The sequence below is a fragment of the Agromyces protaetiae genome (assembly GCF_030866785.1).
Classification (GTDB): Bacteria; Actinomycetota; Actinomycetes; order Actinomycetales; family Microbacteriaceae; genus Agromyces; species Agromyces silvae.
In genome coordinates this window covers 3,213,577-3,232,798 of sequence record NZ_CP133018.1, presented here as the reverse complement: position 1 = coordinate 3,232,798, position 19,222 = coordinate 3,213,577, and the positions used below count along the sequence as shown (strand labels likewise).

General features: G+C 71.1%; 19 protein-coding genes and 3 tRNA genes. 17 read left to right on the top strand and 5 right to left on the bottom strand.

Annotation, left to right across the window (positions count from 1 at the left end):
- Positions 1 to 256 precede the first annotated feature (256 nt).
- Positions 257 to 832 carry a hypothetical protein gene (locus QU602_RS14855; RefSeq protein ID WP_308797231.1) on the top strand — a complete coding sequence of 192 codons (576 nt, stop codon included), beginning with the start codon at positions 257 to 259 and terminating at the stop codon, positions 830 to 832.
- Between the two features lie 43 nt (positions 833 to 875).
- On the opposite strand, the gene QU602_RS14850 is transcribed toward QU602_RS14855, so the two are convergent.
- From QU602_RS14850 to QU602_RS14835, 4 genes are all read right to left on the bottom strand, one after another.
- Positions 876 to 1,604: a hypothetical protein gene (locus QU602_RS14850; RefSeq protein WP_308797230.1), complete on the bottom strand. Its 729-nt coding sequence runs from the start codon at positions 1,602 to 1,604 to the stop codon at positions 876 to 878.
- 274 nt (positions 1,605 to 1,878) lie between these two features.
- Positions 1,879 to 1,954, bottom strand: a tRNA-Phe gene (locus tag QU602_RS14845).
- A 78-nt stretch (positions 1,955 to 2,032) separates the two neighbouring features.
- Positions 2,033 to 2,109 (bottom strand) — tRNA-Asp (locus QU602_RS14840).
- Between the two features lie 45 nt (positions 2,110 to 2,154).
- Positions 2,155 to 2,227: transfer RNA gene (locus QU602_RS14835), tRNA-Glu, on the bottom strand.
- Positions 2,228 to 2,456: 229 nt separating this feature from the next.
- Between QU602_RS14835 and QU602_RS14830 the strand changes: the two genes are divergently transcribed.
- Positions 2,457 to 3,752 (top strand): M23 family metallopeptidase, encoded by a 1,296-nt coding sequence (locus tag QU602_RS14830; protein WP_308797229.1) that lies wholly within the window; start codon positions 2,457 to 2,459, stop codon positions 3,750 to 3,752.
- A complete protein-coding gene (locus tag QU602_RS14825) occupies positions 3,745 to 5,010 on the top strand; it encodes a C40 family peptidase (protein ID WP_308797228.1) in 1,266 nt (421 codons plus the stop codon). The genes QU602_RS14830 and QU602_RS14825 overlap by 8 nt, the downstream gene beginning before the upstream one ends.
- A 269-nt stretch (positions 5,011 to 5,279) precedes the next feature.
- On the opposite strand, the gene ppa is transcribed toward QU602_RS14825, so the two are convergent.
- Positions 5,280 to 5,765: an inorganic diphosphatase gene (ppa, locus tag QU602_RS14820; protein ID WP_308797227.1), complete on the bottom strand. Its 486-nt coding sequence runs from the start codon at positions 5,763 to 5,765 to the stop codon at positions 5,280 to 5,282.
- A 69-nt stretch (positions 5,766 to 5,834) separates the two neighbouring features.
- Between ppa and tilS the strand changes: the two genes are divergently transcribed.
- The 14 genes from tilS (at position 5,835) to panC (ending at position 19,195) form a co-directional block, all read left to right on the top strand.
- The gene (gene tilS / locus QU602_RS14815) at positions 5,835 to 6,881 is read left to right on the top strand and encodes a tRNA lysidine(34) synthetase TilS (protein ID WP_308797226.1); all 1,047 of its coding nucleotides are present in this window, start codon (positions 5,835 to 5,837) and stop codon (positions 6,879 to 6,881) included.
- Positions 6,882 to 7,096: 215 nt separating this feature from the next.
- Positions 7,097 to 7,648: a hypoxanthine phosphoribosyltransferase gene (gene hpt, locus QU602_RS14810; RefSeq protein ID WP_308797225.1), complete on the top strand. Its 552-nt coding sequence runs from the start codon at positions 7,097 to 7,099 to the stop codon at positions 7,646 to 7,648.
- 57 nt (positions 7,649 to 7,705) lie between these two features.
- Positions 7,706 to 9,388, top strand: a complete 1,683-nt coding sequence (locus tag QU602_RS14805; RefSeq protein WP_308797224.1) for an MFS transporter — start codon at positions 7,706 to 7,708, stop codon at positions 9,386 to 9,388.
- Positions 9,389 to 9,418: 30 nt separating this feature from the next.
- On the top strand, positions 9,419 to 10,126 hold the full coding sequence (locus QU602_RS14800; RefSeq protein ID WP_308797223.1) for a DUF2652 domain-containing protein: 708 nt from the start codon (positions 9,419 to 9,421) through the stop codon (positions 10,124 to 10,126).
- A 159-nt stretch (positions 10,127 to 10,285) separates the two neighbouring features.
- The gene (ftsH, locus tag QU602_RS14795) at positions 10,286 to 12,304 is read left to right on the top strand and encodes an ATP-dependent zinc metalloprotease FtsH (RefSeq protein WP_308797222.1); all 2,019 of its coding nucleotides are present in this window, start codon (positions 10,286 to 10,288) and stop codon (positions 12,302 to 12,304) included.
- A gap of 22 nt (positions 12,305 to 12,326) precedes the next feature.
- The gene (gene folE, locus QU602_RS14790; protein WP_308797221.1) at positions 12,327 to 12,938 is read left to right on the top strand and encodes a GTP cyclohydrolase I; all 612 of its coding nucleotides are present in this window, start codon (positions 12,327 to 12,329) and stop codon (positions 12,936 to 12,938) included.
- Between the two features lie 19 nt (positions 12,939 to 12,957).
- Positions 12,958 to 13,749: a dihydropteroate synthase gene (gene folP, locus QU602_RS14785; RefSeq protein ID WP_308800191.1), complete on the top strand. Its 792-nt coding sequence runs from the start codon at positions 12,958 to 12,960 to the stop codon at positions 13,747 to 13,749.
- Positions 13,742 to 14,134, top strand: a complete 393-nt coding sequence (gene folB, locus QU602_RS14780) for a dihydroneopterin aldolase (RefSeq protein ID WP_308797220.1) — start codon at positions 13,742 to 13,744, stop codon at positions 14,132 to 14,134. Before folP ends, folB begins: the two co-directional genes overlap by 8 nt.
- 58 nt (positions 14,135 to 14,192) lie before the next feature.
- Complete coding sequence (gene folK / locus QU602_RS14775) at positions 14,193 to 14,678, top strand: 2-amino-4-hydroxy-6-hydroxymethyldihydropteridine diphosphokinase (RefSeq protein ID WP_308797219.1); 486 nt, start codon at positions 14,193 to 14,195, stop codon at positions 14,676 to 14,678.
- On the top strand, positions 14,675 to 15,151 hold the full coding sequence (locus QU602_RS14770; RefSeq protein WP_308797218.1) for a DUF3180 domain-containing protein: 477 nt from the start codon (positions 14,675 to 14,677) through the stop codon (positions 15,149 to 15,151). Before folK ends, QU602_RS14770 begins: the two co-directional genes overlap by 4 nt.
- Entirely contained in the window at positions 15,144 to 15,740 is a 597-nt protein-coding gene (locus tag QU602_RS14765) for a PH domain-containing protein (RefSeq protein WP_308797217.1), read from the top strand. Before QU602_RS14770 ends, QU602_RS14765 begins: the two co-directional genes overlap by 8 nt.
- Positions 15,737 to 17,407 (top strand): PH domain-containing protein, encoded by a 1,671-nt coding sequence (locus tag QU602_RS14760; protein WP_308797216.1) that lies wholly within the window; start codon positions 15,737 to 15,739, stop codon positions 17,405 to 17,407. The genes QU602_RS14765 and QU602_RS14760 overlap by 4 nt, the downstream gene beginning before the upstream one ends.
- 107 nt (positions 17,408 to 17,514) lie before the next feature.
- A complete protein-coding gene (locus QU602_RS14755) occupies positions 17,515 to 18,273 on the top strand; it encodes a Rossmann-like and DUF2520 domain-containing protein (RefSeq protein WP_373692828.1) in 759 nt (252 codons plus the stop codon).
- A gap of 55 nt (positions 18,274 to 18,328) precedes the next feature.
- Complete coding sequence (gene panC / locus QU602_RS14750) at positions 18,329 to 19,195, top strand: pantoate--beta-alanine ligase (RefSeq protein ID WP_308797215.1); 867 nt, start codon at positions 18,329 to 18,331, stop codon at positions 19,193 to 19,195.
- Positions 19,196 to 19,222 lie beyond the last annotated feature (27 nt).

Sequence of the window (19,222 nt, the reverse complement as noted above, 5' to 3'; positions counted from 1 at the left end):
CAAGCGCATCGTGATGCAGCTCACGTTCCTGAATCGGCTCAAATCGCCTCCCCGCGCGTGGGGTGGAAGTCTTTACTTCAAACGCGTACGCCACAACGATGCTCCATCACTTGGACTCTAGTCCGGGCCGCCGTCGCTGGTGTTAGCTCCGCACGCTCAGCTACTTGCATCATCGATTCTGCCTCGCGGATTGTACGGTGGACTCGGGCAACGGGTGGGTGAGTGGCGCTATCGCAAAGACGGATACGATCGGCGCATGATCTCGGCCGCGACGGAGCCCTCGAACGCATCGAGCGATTGGATTGCGACCGGTCTCGCCATCTCGGCACTCATTGTGTCTTTGCTTGCAGTGCTCGTCCCCGCAATCACCGGGCGTCAGCAGTTGCTCAGAGACGATCGGGCTAACCGCGGTGAGAAGTACTTGGAGCTCATGGAGCTGGTTGAGCACTATGGTCTCTGGGTAGGTGACCAGACCTATGACCTGCTCGAAACCTCGGATGATGATTACCGGACGGAGATGCCGCACCGGCGTACAGCCCGTCCTCAAAGGGCGACGCGCGTTCGCGCTCGAGCCATCGTAAGCGCATACGCTTCAACGAAGGTGTTTCGTGCGTTCGAGCTCTGGCAATCCACGTTGGAACGCTTTGAGGCGAAACTCGATGAATTTTCCTTCGTAGCACAGGAAGACGGACACCACTCTGTCGACGCTCGCCAAGCCGAGCCGCTTTGCGAGGCTGAGCGCGTGGCCCGGGGACACCTTGCCGACGCTGTGAATCGTCAACTCGTCCAGGAGCGGCGCTGGCGTCGACCGAAACAACCGGTCGTGAGCTGAAAGTTGCGACGACCGTCGCCTTCGGTTGCCCCGTGGTAGGGGCCTACCCGGCCCGACCTCGCCGCCCAGGCGGCAGGAATCCGCGCTCGCGCGCCTTCGTGATCCAACCCTGAGCGGTGGAGAGGGCGACCCCGTTGACCTGCGCCATCGTCGCGCTCGGGTTCCTGTCGCCCTCCCGGGTGAGCTGGCCATGCTGCAGCGCGACCAGCTCGTAGAAGTCGCGCATCTTCTTCGGGTCGCCGAGCGGCTTGAGCAGGTCGCGCTCGCTGATCTTGTGGCCTGAGGGAAGCACGATCTTGCCGCCCGTGCTCGTCTCGGTGCGCTTCATCGCGAAGAGCCGCTTGTTGATCGCCGCCTCGATGCGGGCGGTCGGCAGCTCGCGGAGGAGCTGGCTCGTGATTGGGTCGCCGGCCCGCCAGGGAAGGTAGATGACGCCGGTGATGCGCACCTCCTCCGGTACGGCGAACGTCTGGCGCTGCAGGCGGATCATGACGCGTGTGTGCGTCGCACTGTGTTCGATGTATCGCCAGCGGCCGTCGATCGTCTCGTTCTGGTCGGACTCGGCAACGCGGTACTGCTCGTGCTCCATGGTGAGCCATCGGTTGTAGCCGAGCAGCTCGTCGATCTCGAGCGACGGGTCGTCGTCGCGGTGGCCCGGGAAGCCGACGTGCAGGTGCCAGCCCTCGGGGAGGTCGTCTTGATGCAGGAGGTCGTCTTGATGCAGGAGGTCGTCGTGCGACTGATCTCCGCGAGGCGGCACTGGGATCGGCACGAGGCGATTTAGTTGAACGGACGTGTCAGCTCAGGTTCTTGCCGAAACCTGCGACCGATGACAATCTCCGGTACCTGCAAATAGCCGCGCGTGGGTCGGCATGCACGAGATGTCAGCCGGCGGCCGATGAGTCGAGGGGGAGCGTCATGGTCGATGCCGCGTGGAGCGCCGAGTACCTGAGTCGGGTCGAGGCGGCCGAGCGGCGCCGAATTGGGTCTCGAGCCTCGATAGGTCCCGCCGAAACAAGAAAACCCCCGGTCTCCCGGGGGTTTCGTGGTGGCTCCGACCGGCATCGATCCGGTGACCTTTCGATTTTCAGTCGAACGCTCTACCAACTGAGCTACAGAGCCTCGAGGCATCCGCTCGACCGAGTCGAAAAGGCGCCGCGATAAGGAGAAAGCCCCTTCTGACGAAAGGGCTTGTCGCCTTGGCGACCCTGACGGGACTTGAACCCGCGACCTCCGCCGTGACAGGGCGGCACGCTAACCAACTGCGCTACAGGGCCATGCTTGTGAAATTATACCCGCCGTTCGGCTCACGCCGTTCGACGTGACCCCAACGGGATTCGAACCCGTGCTGCCGCCGTGAAAGGGCGGTGTCCTAGGCCGCTAAACGATGGGGCCGGGAGTTGTGACTGGCACAACCACCGAGAGGAAAGCATACGGGCTCCGCGGCGAGATTCCAAAACGAACCAGGCGGATGCCCCGCGCCGAGGTGTTCACGCCCATGAACCGCGTTTGCGGCACGCGGAGCGGAAATCCCGGATCCCGGCCGTTCGCTCCCTAGCGTGGCTGTGATCGCCTGCTGATCGCTACTTGGCGCGGGGACCGGCCCCGCGTGGACGGGGACTCCATGAACCGAACTGCCGCGACACGCACGACCGCGCCTACGCGGGCGCGCCGGCCGCGCCGACCGGGCACCCAACGGCTCCTGGCCGCCGCCGCCGCGGCGCTCATGGCGATCACCCTGCCGCTCGCTCAGCCGATCTCGCCCGCGTCCGCGGCCACGTACCCCACCTGGGACGAGCTGCAGGCCGCCAAGGCCAACACCGTCGCGGCCGCGCAGGCGGTCGACCAGATCGTCTCGCTCATCGGCCAGCTCGAAGCACAGGCCGAGACGGCGCGCATCGAGGCCGAGCGCCGCACCGACGAGCTCATCGCCGCGCAGCAGCGGTACGACGACGCCGTCCGGCGCTCGGACGAGCTCCAGGCGCAGGCCGATTCGGCGGCGGCCGAGGCCGACGGCGCGAAGCGCAACGCCGGGCAGGTCGCCGCCCAGCTCTACCGCACGGGCGCGAGCGACCTCAATGTGAACCTGATGTTCGACTCGGGCGACGCGGCCGCGACCGACGAGCTGCTCGCCAAGCTCGGCAGCATGGACAAGATGGTCGAGCGCACCTCCTCCATCTACGAGCAGGCGCAGGCGGCGGCGAACTCCGCGACCTCGCTCGGTGAGCAGGCCGAGGTCGCCCGGGGTGAGCGCGAGTCGCTCCGCATCGCGGCCGAGGAGGCCCTCGCGGCCGCGCAGGCGGCCCAGGCCGCAGCCGAGGCCGCGCTCGCCGAATCGCAGACCAAGAAGATCGAGCTCGACCAGCAGCTCGCGTTCCTGCGCGACACCGAGGCGAAGACCACGGCCCAGTATCAAGAGGGCGAGCGCATCCGACAGGAAGAGGAGCGCAAGCGCCGCGAAGAGGCCATGCGCGCCGGCAGCCCCGGCACGGTCGTGAGCTCCGGGTGGGCGCGTCCGGCAGCGGGCCGCATCACGTCGGGCTACGGTGCGCGCGGGTCGATCTGCACCGGTGGCGGCTGCTCGAACTCGTTCCACTACGCGGTCGACCTTGGCACCGGATGCTCCGCACCCATCTATGCGGCGAACAGCGGCGTCGTCCGCTTCGCGGGCTGGTCGGGCACGTACGGCAACTACGTGCAGATCGACCACGGCGGCGGTGTCTGGACGGGGTACGCGCACATCCGGCCGGGCGGTACCTTCGTGGGTCAGGGAGAATGGGTCGGCGCGGGCCAGAACATCGCGTCGAGTGGCACGACCGGCGCATCGACCGGCTGCCACCTGCACTACGAGGTCTGGGTGGGCGGCTCGCGCATCAACCCGATCACCTTCATGGCCGACCGAGGAGTGGGACTTGGCTGAACATCGCACCCGCCCGGTGTCCCGGGTGAAGCCCGCGACGGTCTTCTCGACCGTCGCCATCGGCGCCGTCACAGCATCCATCGGCATGGCCGGCGGTCCGGCGTACGCCGCACCCGACTACCCGTCATGGGGTGAGATCGAGCAGGCGAAGCAGAACGAGCAGACCAAACAGGCCGAGATCGCGCGGCTCGGCGAGCTGCTCGCCGGCCTGCGCGCGACCGCCGACGCCGCGGTCGAGGCGTCGATGATCGCCGCCGAGAAGCACCGCAACACGCTGCTCCAGCGCGACGCCGCGCAGGAGCGCGCCGACAAGCTCTCGAAGCAGGCCGAAGAAGCGCAGGCCGTCGCCGAGATCTCACGCATGCGCGCGGGTCTGCTCGCCGCACACCTCGCGAAGCGCGCCGACGGCGGGCTCACCAGCGAACTGGCGTTCTCGGGCGACCCCGACGGTCTGCTCCAGCAGCTCGGCATGGCCTCGAAGCTCGGCGAGCGCTCGCAGACGCTCTACGACCAGGCCCAGGCCGACAAGAACTCGGCCGACGCCCTGGGCGGGCAGGCGAAGAAGGCGACCGCCGAACGCGAGCGGCTCGCCGCCGCCGCCGAGGTGCAGGCCGAGGCGTCGCGCGCTGCGGCCGCCGCGTCGATGGCCGCCGTCGCCGAGCAGGAGCAGCGTTCGGCCGAGCTCTACGAGCAGCTCGCGCTGCTCAAGGACACCACCGCCGCGCTCGAGCGCCAGCGGGTCGAGGGCATCGCGCAGGAGGCCGCCGAAGAGGCGATGCGCAACGCACCCCCGGTCCCGGCCCCCGCGCCCGCCCCGGCGCCCGGGGGCGGCAACCCCGGGCCGGCGCCCGCGCCGAATCCGCCGCCGGCCCCCGCGCCGCCGAACCAGGGCGCCGTCGAGACCGCGATCGCCTTCGCCAGCGGGCAGCTCGGCAAGCCGTATTCGTCCCCGGGGAACTCGCGGGACACCTGGGACTGCTCCGGGCTCACGCGCGCGGCGTACGGCGCCGCCGGCATCTACATCGGCACGCACTCGGCGACGAATCAGTACCACACGCTCGCCGGGCAGGGGAAGGCGGTCTCCGTGCGCGACGCGCAGCGCGGCGACCTGCTCTTCTGGGGTGGTGGCGGAAGCTACTACCACGTCGCGATCTACCTCGGCGGCGGGCAGATCCTCGAAGCGCCCGACTATGGCAAGACGGTGCGGATCTGGCCGATCTGGGGCTCCCCGTCAGCGGCCGCCCGCCCCGCGGGCTGACCGGCGAGGCATCCGCCAGAGGCATCCGCCCGAGGCATCCGCCCGGGGCGCCAGCCCATGGCATCCACGCGAGGCATCCGCCTGGGGCATCCGCTCTCGCTACTCAGGAAGAACGGATGCATCGTCGGCGCGCCGCCCGCCGCGACGCGGCGTGTCTCGCCGATCTTCCTGCGCAAGGATTCGGTCGGGCACGACGAAATCGGTCCGGATACGACGAAGGGGCGCGAACCATTCGGTTCGCGCCCCTTCGTGCGCTCGGTGACCGACGGTCAGTGACCCGGGAACGCCTCGATCGCCTTCTGGATCAGCGACTCGGCCTCGGCCGCGTTCGCCCAGCCCTCGGTCTTGACCCACTTGCCGGGCTCGAGGTCCTTGTAGTGCTCGAAGAAGTGCTCGATCTCTTTCCGCTGGAACTCGGGGATGTCGTCGACGTCCTGGATGTGGTTCCAGCGCGGGTCGCCCGCGGGCACCGCGATGACCTTCGCGTCGCCGCCGCCGTCGTCGGTCATGTGGAACACGCCGACGGGGCGCACCTTCACGCCCACGCCGGGGAACAGCGGGTAGTCGAGCAGCACGAGCACGTCCAGCGGGTCGCCGTCGTCGCCGAGGGTGTTCTCGAAGAACCCGTAATCGGTCGGGTAGACGAACGTCGTGTAGAGCACACGGTCGAGGAAGACGCGACCGGTCTCGTGGTCGACCTCGTACTTGTTGCGGCTACCCTTGGGGATCTCGATGACGGCGGCGTACTCGCCCATGTGTTGCTCCTGTCGGTGGAAGTCTGCGCGCGGGCCCGGGCCCGCGATCGGCGCAATAAGGTTACCGTGATGCCTTCCGAGCCTTCGGACGGGCCGGCGGATGCTCCGCCAGCGCGCCGTCCGCGACTGACCCCGCCGATCGCCCATGTGCGCCGCGCCGTGCGCGCGGTGCTGCCCGCCGACGGGCTCGTGCTCGTCGCCCTCTCGGGCGGCGCCGACTCGCTCGCGCTCGCCGCGGCGACCGCCTTCGAGGCGCCGCGGGCCGGCGTGCGCGCGGGTGCGGTGGTCGTCGATCACGGGCTGCAGGATGCCTCGACCGCAGTCGCGGCGACGGCTGCCGCGCAGGCACGAGAGCTGGGGCTCGACCCGGTGCTCGTGCGCCGGGTCGACGTCGGGCAGGACGGCGGGCCGGAAGGCGCGGCGCGCCGCGCGCGGTATGCCGCGCTCGACGCCGCGGCCGTGGAGACCGGCGCCGCGCTCGTGCTGCTCGGACACACGCTCGACGACCAGGCCGAGACGGTGCTGCTGGGGCTCGCGCGGGGGTCGGGCGGGGCGAGTCTGTCGGGCATGGCGGCTCGGTCGGGCCGGTATGCGCGGCCGCTGCTGGGGGTGCGGCGCGAGACGACGCGCCAGGCGTGCGCGGATGCGCGGCTGACCTTCTGGGACGACCCGCACAACACGGATGCCTCGTACGCACGCGTGCGCGTGCGCGAACGGGTGCTGCCGGTGCTCGAGGCCGAGCTCGGGCCGGGCATCGCCGAGGCGCTCGCGCGGACGGCCGAGCAGCTGCGTGAAGACGAGGCCGCGTTCGACGCGCAGATCGAGGAGTTCATCGAGGAGATCTGCGAGCCCGCCGAGGCCGGAATCGCGGTGTCCGTCGGTGTGCTCGAAGCCAACCCCCCGGCGCTCAGGCAGCGCATCATCCGGCACGTCGTCGAGAGCGAATTCGGGGTGTCGTTGCGTCGGTCGCAGACGCTCGAGGTCGCACGACTCGCGACCGACTGGCACGGGCAGGGCCCGGTGGACCTGCCGGGCGGCGGGACGGCGACCCGGGCCGGTCGGCACGTGGTGTTCTCGGCGACCGGGTCGACCGAGGTCTTGTCGCACGACCACTAGCTGCGTATATTAGTGTGCATGGCTGCCTTCCCGCTCTTCGGACTCATCGTGCTCATCATCGGCCTGATCGTCGGCGAGTAGGCCTCACCATGTGCCTCGTCGCACTCTGCGTGGTGTGGCTCGTCGGCGCGCTCGGCATGGCCGGCACGGTCGGTTGATCGCGCGCGCTCGCGTAGGCTCGATGCATCCGTTCGCCTTGGATGACAGGAGCAGGCATGTACGCGCGCGAGATCGAGGCCGACCTGACTGAGGTGCTCGTCACCGAGGCCGAGATCCAGGCGAAGCTCGCCGAGCTGGCGCGTCGCATCGAAGCGGACTACGAGGGCCGCGACCTGCTCGTCGTGGGTGTCCTGAAGGGCGCGGTCATGGTCATGGCCGACCTCGCTCGCGAGCTGCGCTCGCACGTCACCATGGACTGGATGGCGGTCTCCAGCTACGGCGCCGGCACGAAGTCGAGCGGCGTCGTGCGCATCCTGAAAGACCTCGACACGGACCTCACCGGCCGCGACGTGCTCATCGTCGAAGACATCATCGACTCGGGACTCACGCTCAGCTGGCTGCGCGAGAACCTCGAGTCGCGCGGCGCCGCGACGGTCCGGATCTGCGCGCTACTGCGTAAGCCCGACGCCGCGAAGGTCGACGTCGACGTGACCTATCTCGGGTTCGACATCCCGAACCAGTTCGTCGTCGGGTACGGGCTCGACTTCGCCGAGCGCTACCGCAACCTGCGCGATGTCGCGATCCTCGCGCCGCACGTGTACTCCTGAGCTCACCGGCCTGATCGCCGCTCGACCGGCGGGGGCTCGCACCCCTAGAGTTCCCGCATGGGCGTGCCCGAACGCCGCAGCAAGGTCCGCGACGCCGTCGCGGCCTTCACCAGCAACGCCGTCAACCCGAACCTGCGCCGCGCGCAGCTGAGCTTCCTCGGCGCGTGGACGGCCGAGTGGGCGTTCACGGTCGCGCTCGGCATCATCGCCTACCGTGACGGCGGCGCAGCGGCCGTCGGCCTCGTCGGCCTCCTGCGCATGCTTCCCGCCGCGGTGCTGGCGCCGCTGCTCTCGCCGATCGCCGACCGCGGGCGCCGCGAGCGCGTGCTCGTGCTGGTCTCGACGGTGCGCGGGCTCGCGACCGCCGCCGCCGCGCTGGTCGCGGCATTCGCCGGGCCGGTCGCGATCGTCTACGTGCTCGCGGTGGTCTCCACGATCGCGGCGACGCTGTTCCGGCCGGCGCACTCGGCGCTGCTGCCCTCGCTCTGCCGGACCGGACACGAGCTGACCAGCGCCAACGTGGTGCGCGGCCTGCTCGACTCGGCCGCCACCCTCATCGGGCCGCTGCTCGCGGCCGTGCTGCTCCAGTTCACCGACGTGGCCGTCGTCTTCGGGGTCGCCGCGGCCGCGTCGCTCTGGGCGGCCCTGCTGCTGGCCCGGGTGCGCTACGACGCCCCGCCCCGGCCCGCGGCGCGGCGACCGGACCTGCTGCGCGAAGCCGTCGAGGGCGTCCGGGCTGTTGCGCGCGATCGAGGACTGGCGATCATCGTCGGGCTCGCGGGGGCGCAGTCGTTCACGCGCGGCGCGCTCACGGTGTTCTCCGTCGTGGTCGCCATCGAGCTGCTCGACACCGGCGAGCCCGGCGCCGGCGCGATCATGACCGCCGTCGGGGTGGGCGCGGTCGTGGCATCGCTGTTCGCGTCGTTCCTCGTCGGCACCGGCCGGCTGGGGGTCTGGTTCGCGGTCGGCGTCGCGCTCTGGGGTCTGCCGATCGCGCTCGTTGGCGCCCTCACGCAGGCGACCGGGCCGCAGCAGGCGGCCGCGCTCGTCCTCCTCGCGTTCGTCGGGGTCGGCAACGCGCTGATCGACGTCGCGGGCTTCACGCTGCTCGGCCGGCTCGCGCCCGACGCCGTGCTCGCGCGCGTGTTCGGCGTGCTCGAGAGCCTCGTCACCGTGTGCATCGGCGTCGGTGCGGTCGCCGCGTCAGCGGTGATCGGATGGGTGGGGCTGCAGGCGGCGCTCATCGCGATCGGGCTCGTGTGCCCGGTGCTCGCCGTGCTGTCGTTGCGACGCCTGCGCCGGCTCGACCACTCGGTGCACGCGCTCGACGCCGACCTCGCCCTGCTCCGAACCGTGCCCATGTTCCGTGCCCTCCCGCTGCCCTCGATCGAGCAGCTGGCCCGCAGCCTCGACACGGTCGAGCTGCAGGCCGGAGCGACGGTCTTCACGCAGGGCGAGGTGGGCGATCGCTACTACGTCATCGAGTCGGGCACGGCCGACGTCGTCGGCGGCGGCCGGGTCGTCGCGACGCTGGGAACGGGGGAGGGCTTCGGCGAGATCGCCCTGCTGCGGCGGACCCGCCGGACCGCGACCGTGGTGGCGACGAGCGCCCTCCGACTCCGGACCCTCGGCGCGGAGCAGTTCCTTCCCGTCGTCCTCGGGTACACCGCGAGCGCGCTGGAGGCTGACGCCACGATCGACGGCGAGCTCGGAAGGTACTCGCCCGATGAGAAACATTGAGAAACATTCGTGTTGATGGGATCGTGAGGCATGCGCTCCGGCCGAGCCGTCCTCCTCATCGCCGACATCGGCGGCTATACGGAGTACATGAGCACCCATCGCCTGACGCTCGCGCACGCAGAGGTCAACACCGCGCGCATGCTCGAACGGATGATCGACGCCGCGCCCGGCTGGGAACTGGTGGAGATCGAGGGCGACGCCGCCTTCCTGGCGCGGCCGGTCTCGAACGGCACGGATGCCGCGGCCATGGGCCAGACGCTCCAGGCAGCCGCGGCCATGCACCGGGCCTTCCACCTCGAGCGGCAATACGTCGCCGCCAACCTGTGCCCCTGCGCCGGCTGCAAGGAAGCGGCCAAGCTCAAGCTGAAGTTCGTCGCCCACGTCGGGGACGTGGCCACCCAGGCCATCCGCGACCGCACCAAGCTCGTCGGGATCGACGTGATCCTCGTCCACCGGCTGCTGAAGAACCCCGTCGCCATCGACGAGTACGTGTTGGTCACCGAGGAGCTGCACCGCGTGGGCGCGACCGCATTGCCGTCACCGGCCCGCGAGGTCGCGCCGGAGCTCGAAGGGTTCGGGCCGGTCCGCGCCTACTTCGTCGACGTGGGCGAGCTCGGCGACCACCTCCCGCCGCTGACCCCGCCGTCCTGGCGAGGACGTCTCGGGGCGACGTTCCGCGCGGCGGGGAAGGGTGTGCCCTACATGCTGGGCATACGGCAGGCGCGCGTGCAGCGGTAGAGCCGGTGGTTCGCTGCGCGCTGCCAGCGGCGGTGCCCATGGTTCGCTTCGCGCGCTGCGCGCTTTCAGCGGCGGTGCCGATGGTTCGCTTCGCGCGCTGCGCGCTTTCAGCGAACATAGAGCGCACCCACAGTGCCGCGCCGGTAGCCTTACCTCACCATGAACATGAAGAAGATCCTGCGCGGGCCGATCATCTACATCCTGCTCGCCATCGTCGCCGTGTGGATCGGGTCCAGCCTGATCACCGCGTCTGGCTTCAAGCAGGTCTCCACCCAAGAGGGTCTCGAGCTGCTCGACGACGGCAAGGTCGCCGCCGTCAAGATCGTCGACGGTGAGAACCGGGTCGACCTCACACTGAGCGAGGCCGACGACGAGCTCGGCTCGCAGGTGCAGTTCTACTACGTCACGCCGCGCGGCGACGACGTGATCGCAGCGGTCGACGCGGCCAACCCCGCAGACGGGTACGACGACGAGGTCCCGCAGCCGAACTGGTTCCTCTCCATGCTCGGCATCCTGCTGCCGCTCCTGCTCATCGGTCTCTTCTTCTGGATCATGCTCTCCGGCATGCAGGGCGGTGGCAACCGCGTCATGCAGTTCGGCAAGTCCAAGGCGAAGATGGTCTCCAAAGAGAGCCCCAAGGTCACGTTCGAGGACGTCGCCGGCGCGGAAGAGGCGATCGAAGAGCTTCACGAGATCAAGGAGTTCCTCAAGGAACCCGCGAAGTTCCAGGCAGTCGGTGCCCGGATCCCGAAGGGGGTGCTGCTGTACGGTCCTCCCGGCACGGGCAAGACCCTGCTCGCGCGCGCCGTCGCCGGTGAAGCGGGAGTGCCCTTCTACTCGATCTCCGGTTCCGACTTCGTCGAGATGTTCGTCGGCGTCGGCGCGAGCCGCGTTCGAGACCTGTTCGAGCAGGCCAAGCAGAACGCCCCCGCGATCATCTTCGTCGACGAGATCGATGCCGTCGGCCGGCACCGTGGCGCGGGCCTCGGCGGCGGTCACGATGAGCGCGAGCAGACGCTCAACCAGCTGCTCGTCGAGATGGACGGCTTCGACCCCAAGACGAACGTGATCCTGATCGCGGCCACGAACCGTCCCGACATCCTCGATCCCGCCCTGCTGCGTCCCGGCCGGTTCGACCGGCAGATCGGCGTCGACGCGCCCGATCTGAAGGGCCGCCAGAAGATCCTCGAGGTGCACTCCAAAGGCAAGCCGCTCGCGAAGGGCGTCGACCTCGAGGTGCTCGCCCGCAAGACGCCGGGCTTCACGGGTGCCGACCTCGCGAACGTGCTCAACGAGGCTGCGCTGCTCACGGCGCGTTCGAACGCACAGCTCATCGACAACCGTGCCCTCGACGAGGCGGTCGACCGCGTCATCGCCGGTCCGCAGCGTCGCACGCGCGTCATGAAAGACAAAGAGAAGCTCATCACGGCGTACCACGAGGGCGGTCACGCACTCGCCGCCGCCGCGATGAACTACACCGACCCGGTCACGAAGATCACGATCCTGCCGCGCGGTCGCGCCCTCGGCTACACGATGGTGCTGCCGCTCGAGGACAAGTACTCGGTGACCCGCAACGAGCTGCTCGACCAGCTCACCTACGCGATGGGCGGCCGCGTCGCCGAAGAGATCGTGTTCCACGACCCGTCGACGGGCGCGTCGAACGACATCGAGAAGGCCACCGCCACCGCGCGCAAGATGGTCACCGAGTTCGGCATGTCCGCGAACGTCGGCGCCGTGAAGCTCGGCCAATCGCAGGGTGAGGTCTTCCTCGGCCGCGACATGGGCCACCAGCGCGACTACTCGGAGGGCATCGCCGAGAAGGTCGATTCCGAGGTGCGCGCGCTCATCGAGCAGGCGCACGACGAGGCGTGGCAGGTGCTGAACGACAACCGCGACATCCTCGACCGGCTCGCCGCCGAGCTGCTCGAGCAGGAGACGCTCGACCACCACCAGATCGCCGAGATCTTCAAGGACGTGCGCAAGCTGCCCGAGCGCCCGCTGTGGCTCTCGAGCGACAAGCGGCCGGTCTCCGACGTCCCGCCGATCACCTTCCCCAAAGAGAAGATGCCCATCGATCAGGGTGCGGTCGACGGCGGCGTGGACTCCGGCGACACCCCGGTCGAGGAGCCCGTCGCCACGCGCAAGCCGCGGTCGAACCCGCGGCCGGCCACGGCGTAGCCGGCCCGGTGGAAGGGGTGCCATGACCGAGGTCGATGCCGCCCGTATCGAGCGCGCCGTGCGCGAGATCCTCATCGCGATCGGTGAGGATCCGGAACGCCCGGGCCTGCTGCGGACGCCCCAGAGGGTCGCCGAGGCCTACGCCGACTTCTTCGGCGGGCTCGCGGTCGACCCGCTGAGCCACCTCGCGGACTCCGTGCCGATCGGCGAGACCAGCTCCGGCGCGCCCGCGACGGGCGACGCCGTCGTGCTGCGCGATCTCGCGTTCCGCTCGGTGTGCGAGCACCACCTGCTGCCCTTCGTCGGCACCGCGCACGTGGCGTACCTGCCGGGCGACCGCGTCGTCGGCCTCGGGCGGATCCCGGCCGTCGTGGAGACGTTGGCGCACCGCCCGCAGCTGCAGGAGCGGCTCGCCGAGGAGATCGCCGACACGCTGGTCGCCGGGCTCGATCCGCGTGGCGTGCTGGTCGTGCTCGACGCGCAGCATCGGTGCGTCACGACCCGCGGGTCGCGGCAGGAGCGCAGCTCCACGATCACCATCGCCAGCCGGGGAGCGCTCGCCGATCCGGTCGCCCGGGCCGAGATCATCGCCCTCATCGGCGTCCGCGCGCACGACGGGGCAGTCGGTGCCTGAGGCCTCGCCGACGCTCGTCATGGGGGTCGTGAACGTCACACCCGATTCGTTCAGCGACGGCGGCCGGTGGTTCGACGCCGACGCGGCGATCGCCCACGGCCAGGAGCTGATCGCCCAGGGCGCCGACCTCGTCGACGTCGGCGGCGAGTCGACCAGGCCGGGTGCGGCGCGCGTCGAGCCCGACGAGGAGCTCCGACGGGTCATCCCCGTGGTCCGGGAACTCTCTGCCCGAGGCATCCGGGTGAGCGTGGACACCATGCGCGCCGCGACCGCCGAAGCGGCCGTCGAAGCGGGCGCGGAGATCATCAACGATGTGTCCGCCGGCCTCGCCGACGACGCGATGGCGGCGATCGCCGCCGCGTCGGGTGCGCGGTACGTCGCCATGCACTGGCGCGGCCACTCGGACCGCATGGACCGGCTCGCCGAGTACGAGGACGTCGCGCGCGAGGTGCGCGACGAGCTCGCCGGGCGGGTCGACGCGCTCGTGGCGGCGGGCGTGCCGGCCGAACGGCTCATCGTCGACCCGGGGCTCGGGTTCGCGAAGCGAGGCGAGCACAACTGGCAGCTGCTCGCGCGCCTCGACGAGCTGCAGTCGCTCGGCCTGCCCGTGCTCGTGGGCGCGTCCCGCAAGCGCTTCATCGGCTCGCTGCTGCCGGGCGACGCGCCCGTCGAGGACCGCGATCTGCCGACGGCGGTCATCAGCGCGCTGGCGGCCCAGGCGGGGGCGTGGGCGGTGCGCGTGCACGACGTCGTTTCCACGCGGCGCGCGCTCGACGTCGTCGGTGCGTGGCAGAGTGGACGACGTGGCTGATCCTCGCGACCGCATCACGCTGACCGGCGTGCGCGTGCACGCGCACCACGGCGTGTACGACTTCGAGCGGGAGACGGGGCAGCCGTTCGTCATCGATGTGACCGCGTTCGTCGACCTGCGCGCGGCCGCTGCAGGCGACGATCTCGCGCGAACCGTGCACTACGGCGAGCTCGCCGACGCGGTCGTCGCGGCCGTCGAACGAGACCCCGTCGACCTCATCGAGACCGTCGCCGAGCGCGTCGCGGGCGTCGCGCTCGCGTACCCGGCTGTGCATGAGGTCGAGGTCACCGTGCACAAGCCCGATGCGCCGATCCGTGTGCCGTTCACCGACGTCGCGGTGACGATCACCCGCTCGCGTGCCGTCTCGGCGGGAGCGCGCGCATGAGCCGCCCCATCGTCGCGGTGCCGGCCGGCACCGTCGCGGACCGCTCCGGAGGATCTTCATGAGCCACGCCATCGTCGCGTTCGGGGCGAACCTCGGCGACCGCGAGGCGACCATCGCCGCCGCGGTTCGCGAGCTCGCGGACACCGAAGGGGTCGCGCTCGTCGCGGTCTCGCCCGTGTACGAGACCGCCGCGATCAGGGTCGAGGGGGTCGACGCCGAAGCGCCCGGCTACCTCAACGGCGTGGTCGCCATCGAGACCGCGCTCGACCCGCACGCGCTGCTCGAGCGCCTGCACGCGATCGAGGCCGCGTACGGCCGCGAGCGCACCGAGCGCTGGGGGGATCGCACGCTCGACCTCGACCTCATCGACGTCGACGGCCAGGTGATCGACGATCGCGGCCTCGTGCTCCCGCACCCGCGCGCCTGGCAGCGTGCGTTCGTGCTGCAGCCGTGGCTCGATCTCGAACCCGAAGCGTCGCTTCCCGGGCACGGGCCGATCGCGGCGCTCCGCGCCGACGCATCCGACGAGGTGACCCGCCGGTGAAACGCACCCATCCCTCGTCCCTCGTCGCATGTGCCGTCGGCGGTGTCGTGCTCGGCTACCTGGGCGATCTGCTCGTGGTCAGCACGGGCGGCGCGGCGCTCGTGCCCCCGCTGTCGCTGCCGATCACGCTCGTCGGCGTCGCGGTCATCGTGCTCGTGCTCGCGTGGCCCGTGCGGCGCGCGGTGTCCGGCCACTCGCAGCGGCGCATCGACCCGTTCCGCGCCATGCGCATCGCGGTGCTCGCGAAGGCTTCGAGCCTCGCGGGCGGGCTCGTGCTCGGGCTCGGTCTCGGCATCACGGCGTTCCTGCTCACCCGGGCCGTCGTGCCAGGTGCTGCGACCGTCTGGCTCGCCGTGGCGACCGCGATCGGCGCGGCGCTCCTGCTGGTCGCCGGACTCATCGCCGAGTGGTTCTGCACGCTTCCCCCGCCCGACGACCCCGACGCATCACACGAGGAGCACGCGCATGTCTGACGCCCCCACGACCCCGGAGGCGGCGCACCCCGCCGGGCCGGACGGCGTGCCCGAGGCGACGCGGCCCAGCGCTCCGGACGTCGCGCCCGAGACAGTGCGGTCCACCGGTGAGCCCGAGCGGCACGTCGACCGCGACTGGCGGCGCGTCTCCCCGAAGTACATCGTGGTCGAGATCGTCGGTTCGATCATCGGCGCGGGCGTCCTCATCGCCGGCATGCTCATCGCCTACTTCCTCGGGAATCAGCAGTGGGCGCTGTGGGTCGCCATCGCCGTCGGCGTGATCGCGCTCATCACGATCGCGTTCGAACCGCGCCGGGTGCGCTCGATCGCGTACCGGCTGCGAGAGGACGACCTGGTGTTCCGCCGAGGCATCATGTTCCAGCGGCAGGTCGCGGTGCCGTACGGCCGCATGCAGCTCGTCGACATCACGCGCGGGCCGGTCGCTCGCGCGATGGGCCTCGCCGACCTGAAGTTCGTCACGGCCGCCGCGGCGACGGCCGTGACCGTGCCCGGCCTGCCCGCCGAAGAGGCCGACCGGCTCCGCGACGAGCTGGTCGCGCTCGCCGAGACCCGCCGGGCGGGCCTGTGACCGCGAAGAGCCCGGACGCGGCGCTCGCCACGAATCTCGCCGACGGCGAGTGGCACCGGCTGCACCCCGCGAGCCCGCTGCTGCGCGGTGGCCTCGCGCTGCTCGCGATTCTCGGCATCGTCATCGCCAACCTGCGCGAACGCCTCGTCGAGCTGTTCATCCCGGTGTTCGCCCCCGACCTGGGTGACGAGTTCGATCAGGAGTTCAGCCGGTGGCAGGGCGACTGGGCGAACGACCCGATCGGCGGCATCGTCATGAACGGGCTGGTCGGGTGGGTGCTGCTCGGAATCGCCGTCGTGATCATCGGCATCGTCTTCGGGTTCTGGCTCTCCTGGCGCATGCACACGTTCCGGATCACGTCCGAGGCGGTCGAGGTGCGCAGCGGCATCCTGTTCCGATCGCACCGGAGCGCCCGGCTCGACCGCATCCAGGGCATCAACATCGCCAGGCCGCTGTTCGCGCGCATCTTCGGCGCCGCGAAGCTCGACGTCTCGGTCGCGGGGCAGTCGGGCAACGTGCAGCTCTCGTACCTGGGCTCGGCGCTCGCCGACGGGCTGCGTGCCGACATCCTGCGGCTCGCGTCGGGTGCCCGCGCCGCGAAGGCGGGGGCGGATGCTCCGGCAGCCGCCGTGGCACCCGGTTCGCCCGAGGCGGCGGCGGACGCCGCGGCTGCGGCGACATCACCCGAGGGGCCGGGTGCGGACGCCGAAGCGCGCGGGCGCGTGGGCGAGCTCGTCAACCGGCGCGTCGGCGAGTTCCTCGCACCCGAGCTCGACCCCGATCTCGCGCCGCCCGAGTCGGTCGTGCACATCCCGCTCGGTCGTGTGATCGGATCGACGGCGCTCGGCGGCGCCATGATCTGGATGCTCGTGCTCGTCGGGGTGCTCGCGGTCGGCGTCGCCACACGCACCTGGTGGGTGCTGTTCTCGTTCATCCCCGCGCTCATCGGTCTCGTGAGCTACGTGTGGTCGCGCATCACGCGATCGCTCAGGTACTCGATCGCCGGGACACCCGACGGGGTGCGCATCGGGCACGGCCTGCTCTCGACGGCCAACCAGACATTGCCGCCCGGGCGCGTGCACGCCGTCGAGGCGACGCAGTGGCTGCTCTGGCGGCCGTTCGGCTGGTGGAGCGTGAGGATCAACATCGCCGGGCAGTCGCTCTCGGCCAGCAATGAGGCCGCACAGCGCACGGTGGTGTTGCCGGTCGGCACCGCAGACGACGTCCGACGCGTCCTCGACCTGCTGCTGCCCGGCGCGGCCGAAGCGCTCGGCGACTCGCTCACCGCCGGGCTCGTGGGGCGGGGCGCCGACGGCGGTTTCGAGCCGGCCCCGCGCCGAGCGGCGTGGCTGCACCCGTTCTCGTGGCGTCGCATCGGCTGGCTCGAGCGCGGCGGTGTCGCGGCGATCCGGCGCGGCGTGCTGCTCCGCGGACTCGCGCTCGTGCCGCTCGCGCGTCTGCAGTCGGTCGCGGTCCAGCGCGGGCCGCTTCGGCGGATGCTCCGCCTCGCGACCCTGCGGCTGCACACCGTCGCCGGCCCGGTCACCCCGACGCTGCCGGCCGTCGACGAGCGCGCCGCGGACGCCGCGTTCGACGCGGTCGCTCGCGAGTCCATCGAGCGCGCCGCGGCCGACACCACGCATCACTGGGGTGCGGTGCGTGGCTGAGCAGTCGTCGACCCACCCCCTTCGCCGAGCGGTCGCACATGGCGGGTATTGCGCTGAAACACTCGCCATGCGGGACTGTTCGACGAAGACACGATCGGGAGCCGGGCATGCCTGAGATGAGGGCGGGGCGGCTGGGGGTCGGCGTCATCGGTGCCGGCCGGGTCGGGGCCGTGCTCGCCTCGGCGCTCGGCGGGGCGGGCCACGCGCTGACCGGCGTGGCCGCGGTCTCCGAGGCGAGTCGTACGAGGGCCGACGTCATGCTGCCGAACGTGCCGGTGCTGCCCGTGCCCGAGATCATCGAGCGCAGCGAGTTGGTGCTGCTCGCGGTGCCGGCCGACGAGCTCGAGCAACTCGTGGCGGGCCTGGGGGCGGCGGGCGTCTGGCAGCCCGGCCAGCTCGTGCTGCACACCGCGGCGCGATACGGCACGGGCGTGCTCGACCCGGCGCGCCGTGCGGGCGCGATCCCGCTCGCGGTGCACCCGGTGATGGCGTTCACGGGCACGTCGATCGACCTCGCCCGGCTCGCCGGCACCTGGTTCGCGGTGACCGCTCCGGCGCCCGTGCTCCCCATCGGGCAGGCGCTCGTCGTCGAGATGGGCGGCGAGCCGTTCATCGTGGCCGAGGCCGATCGCCCGGCCTACGCCGAAGCCGTCGACACCGCTACCTCGTTCTCCACCGCGATCGTCGATCAGGCGAGCGGGTTGCTCGACGGCATCGGCGTCGCCCGACCGGGCGCGGTACTCGCGCCGCTCGTGCGGAGCGCCGTCGAGAACGCGCTTGCGAGGCACGACAGCGGGCCCGGGCCCGACGGCGCGGGTACGATCGACGGGGCCGGCATCGTGCCGCCGCCTGGAGGGACCGCGTGACTGAGGCCGTGTGCCGTCGCCGCACGATCGACGTGGCGGCGACAGGAGGTGCCGCGTGAGCGCGGCCGCGCGTCGCCCGAGGGTGATCGACGGCATCGCCGAGCTCCGCGAGGTCGTGTGCGAACGGCGTGCCGCCGGGGCATCCGTCGCTTTCGTGCCCACGATGGGCGCCCTGCACGACGGGCACCTCGCGCTGGTGCGCCGGGCGACCGAGACCGCCGATGTCGTCATCGTCTCGGTGTTCGTGAACCCGCTCCAGTTCGGGCCCGGCGAAGACCTCGACCGCTACCCGCGCACCCTCGACGCCGACCTCGACGCGCTCACGGGGCGCGGGGTCGACGTGGTGTTCGCGCCGACCGTCGCCGAGATGTACCCCGACGGGCCCTCGTCGACCCGGGTCACGGCAGGAGCCGTCGGCGCGCTGTACGAGGGCGCTTCGCGCCCCGGCCACTTCGACGGCATGCTCACGGTGGTCGCGAAGCTGTTCGGCATCGTGCAGCCCGACGTCGCGTACTTCGGGCAGAAGGACGCGCAGCAGGTGTTCCTGGTGCAGCGCATGGTGCGGGATCTCGATCTGCCCATTCGGGTCGAGGTCGTCCCGACCGTGCGCGAGGCCGACGGGCTCGCGCTCTCGAGCCGCAACCGGTTCCTGTCGCCGGCCGAACGGCGGGCGGCGCTCACGCTCTCCGAGGCGTTGCGTGCGGCAGAGGCCGCCGGTCCGCAGGGGGTCGCCGAGGTGCTCGCCGAGGCCGAGGCCGCGTTCGGCGCGAGCGAGACCGTGCAGCCCGACTATCTCGTGGTGGTCGACCCGGTGACGTTGCTGCCCGTGGAGCCCGAGGCATCCGGCCCCGCGCTCGTGCTCGTCGCCGCGCGCGTCGGGGCGACCCGACTCATCGACAACGCGCTGATCAGCCTGCGCTGATCAGCCGGTGCCGATCAGCGGGCGCTG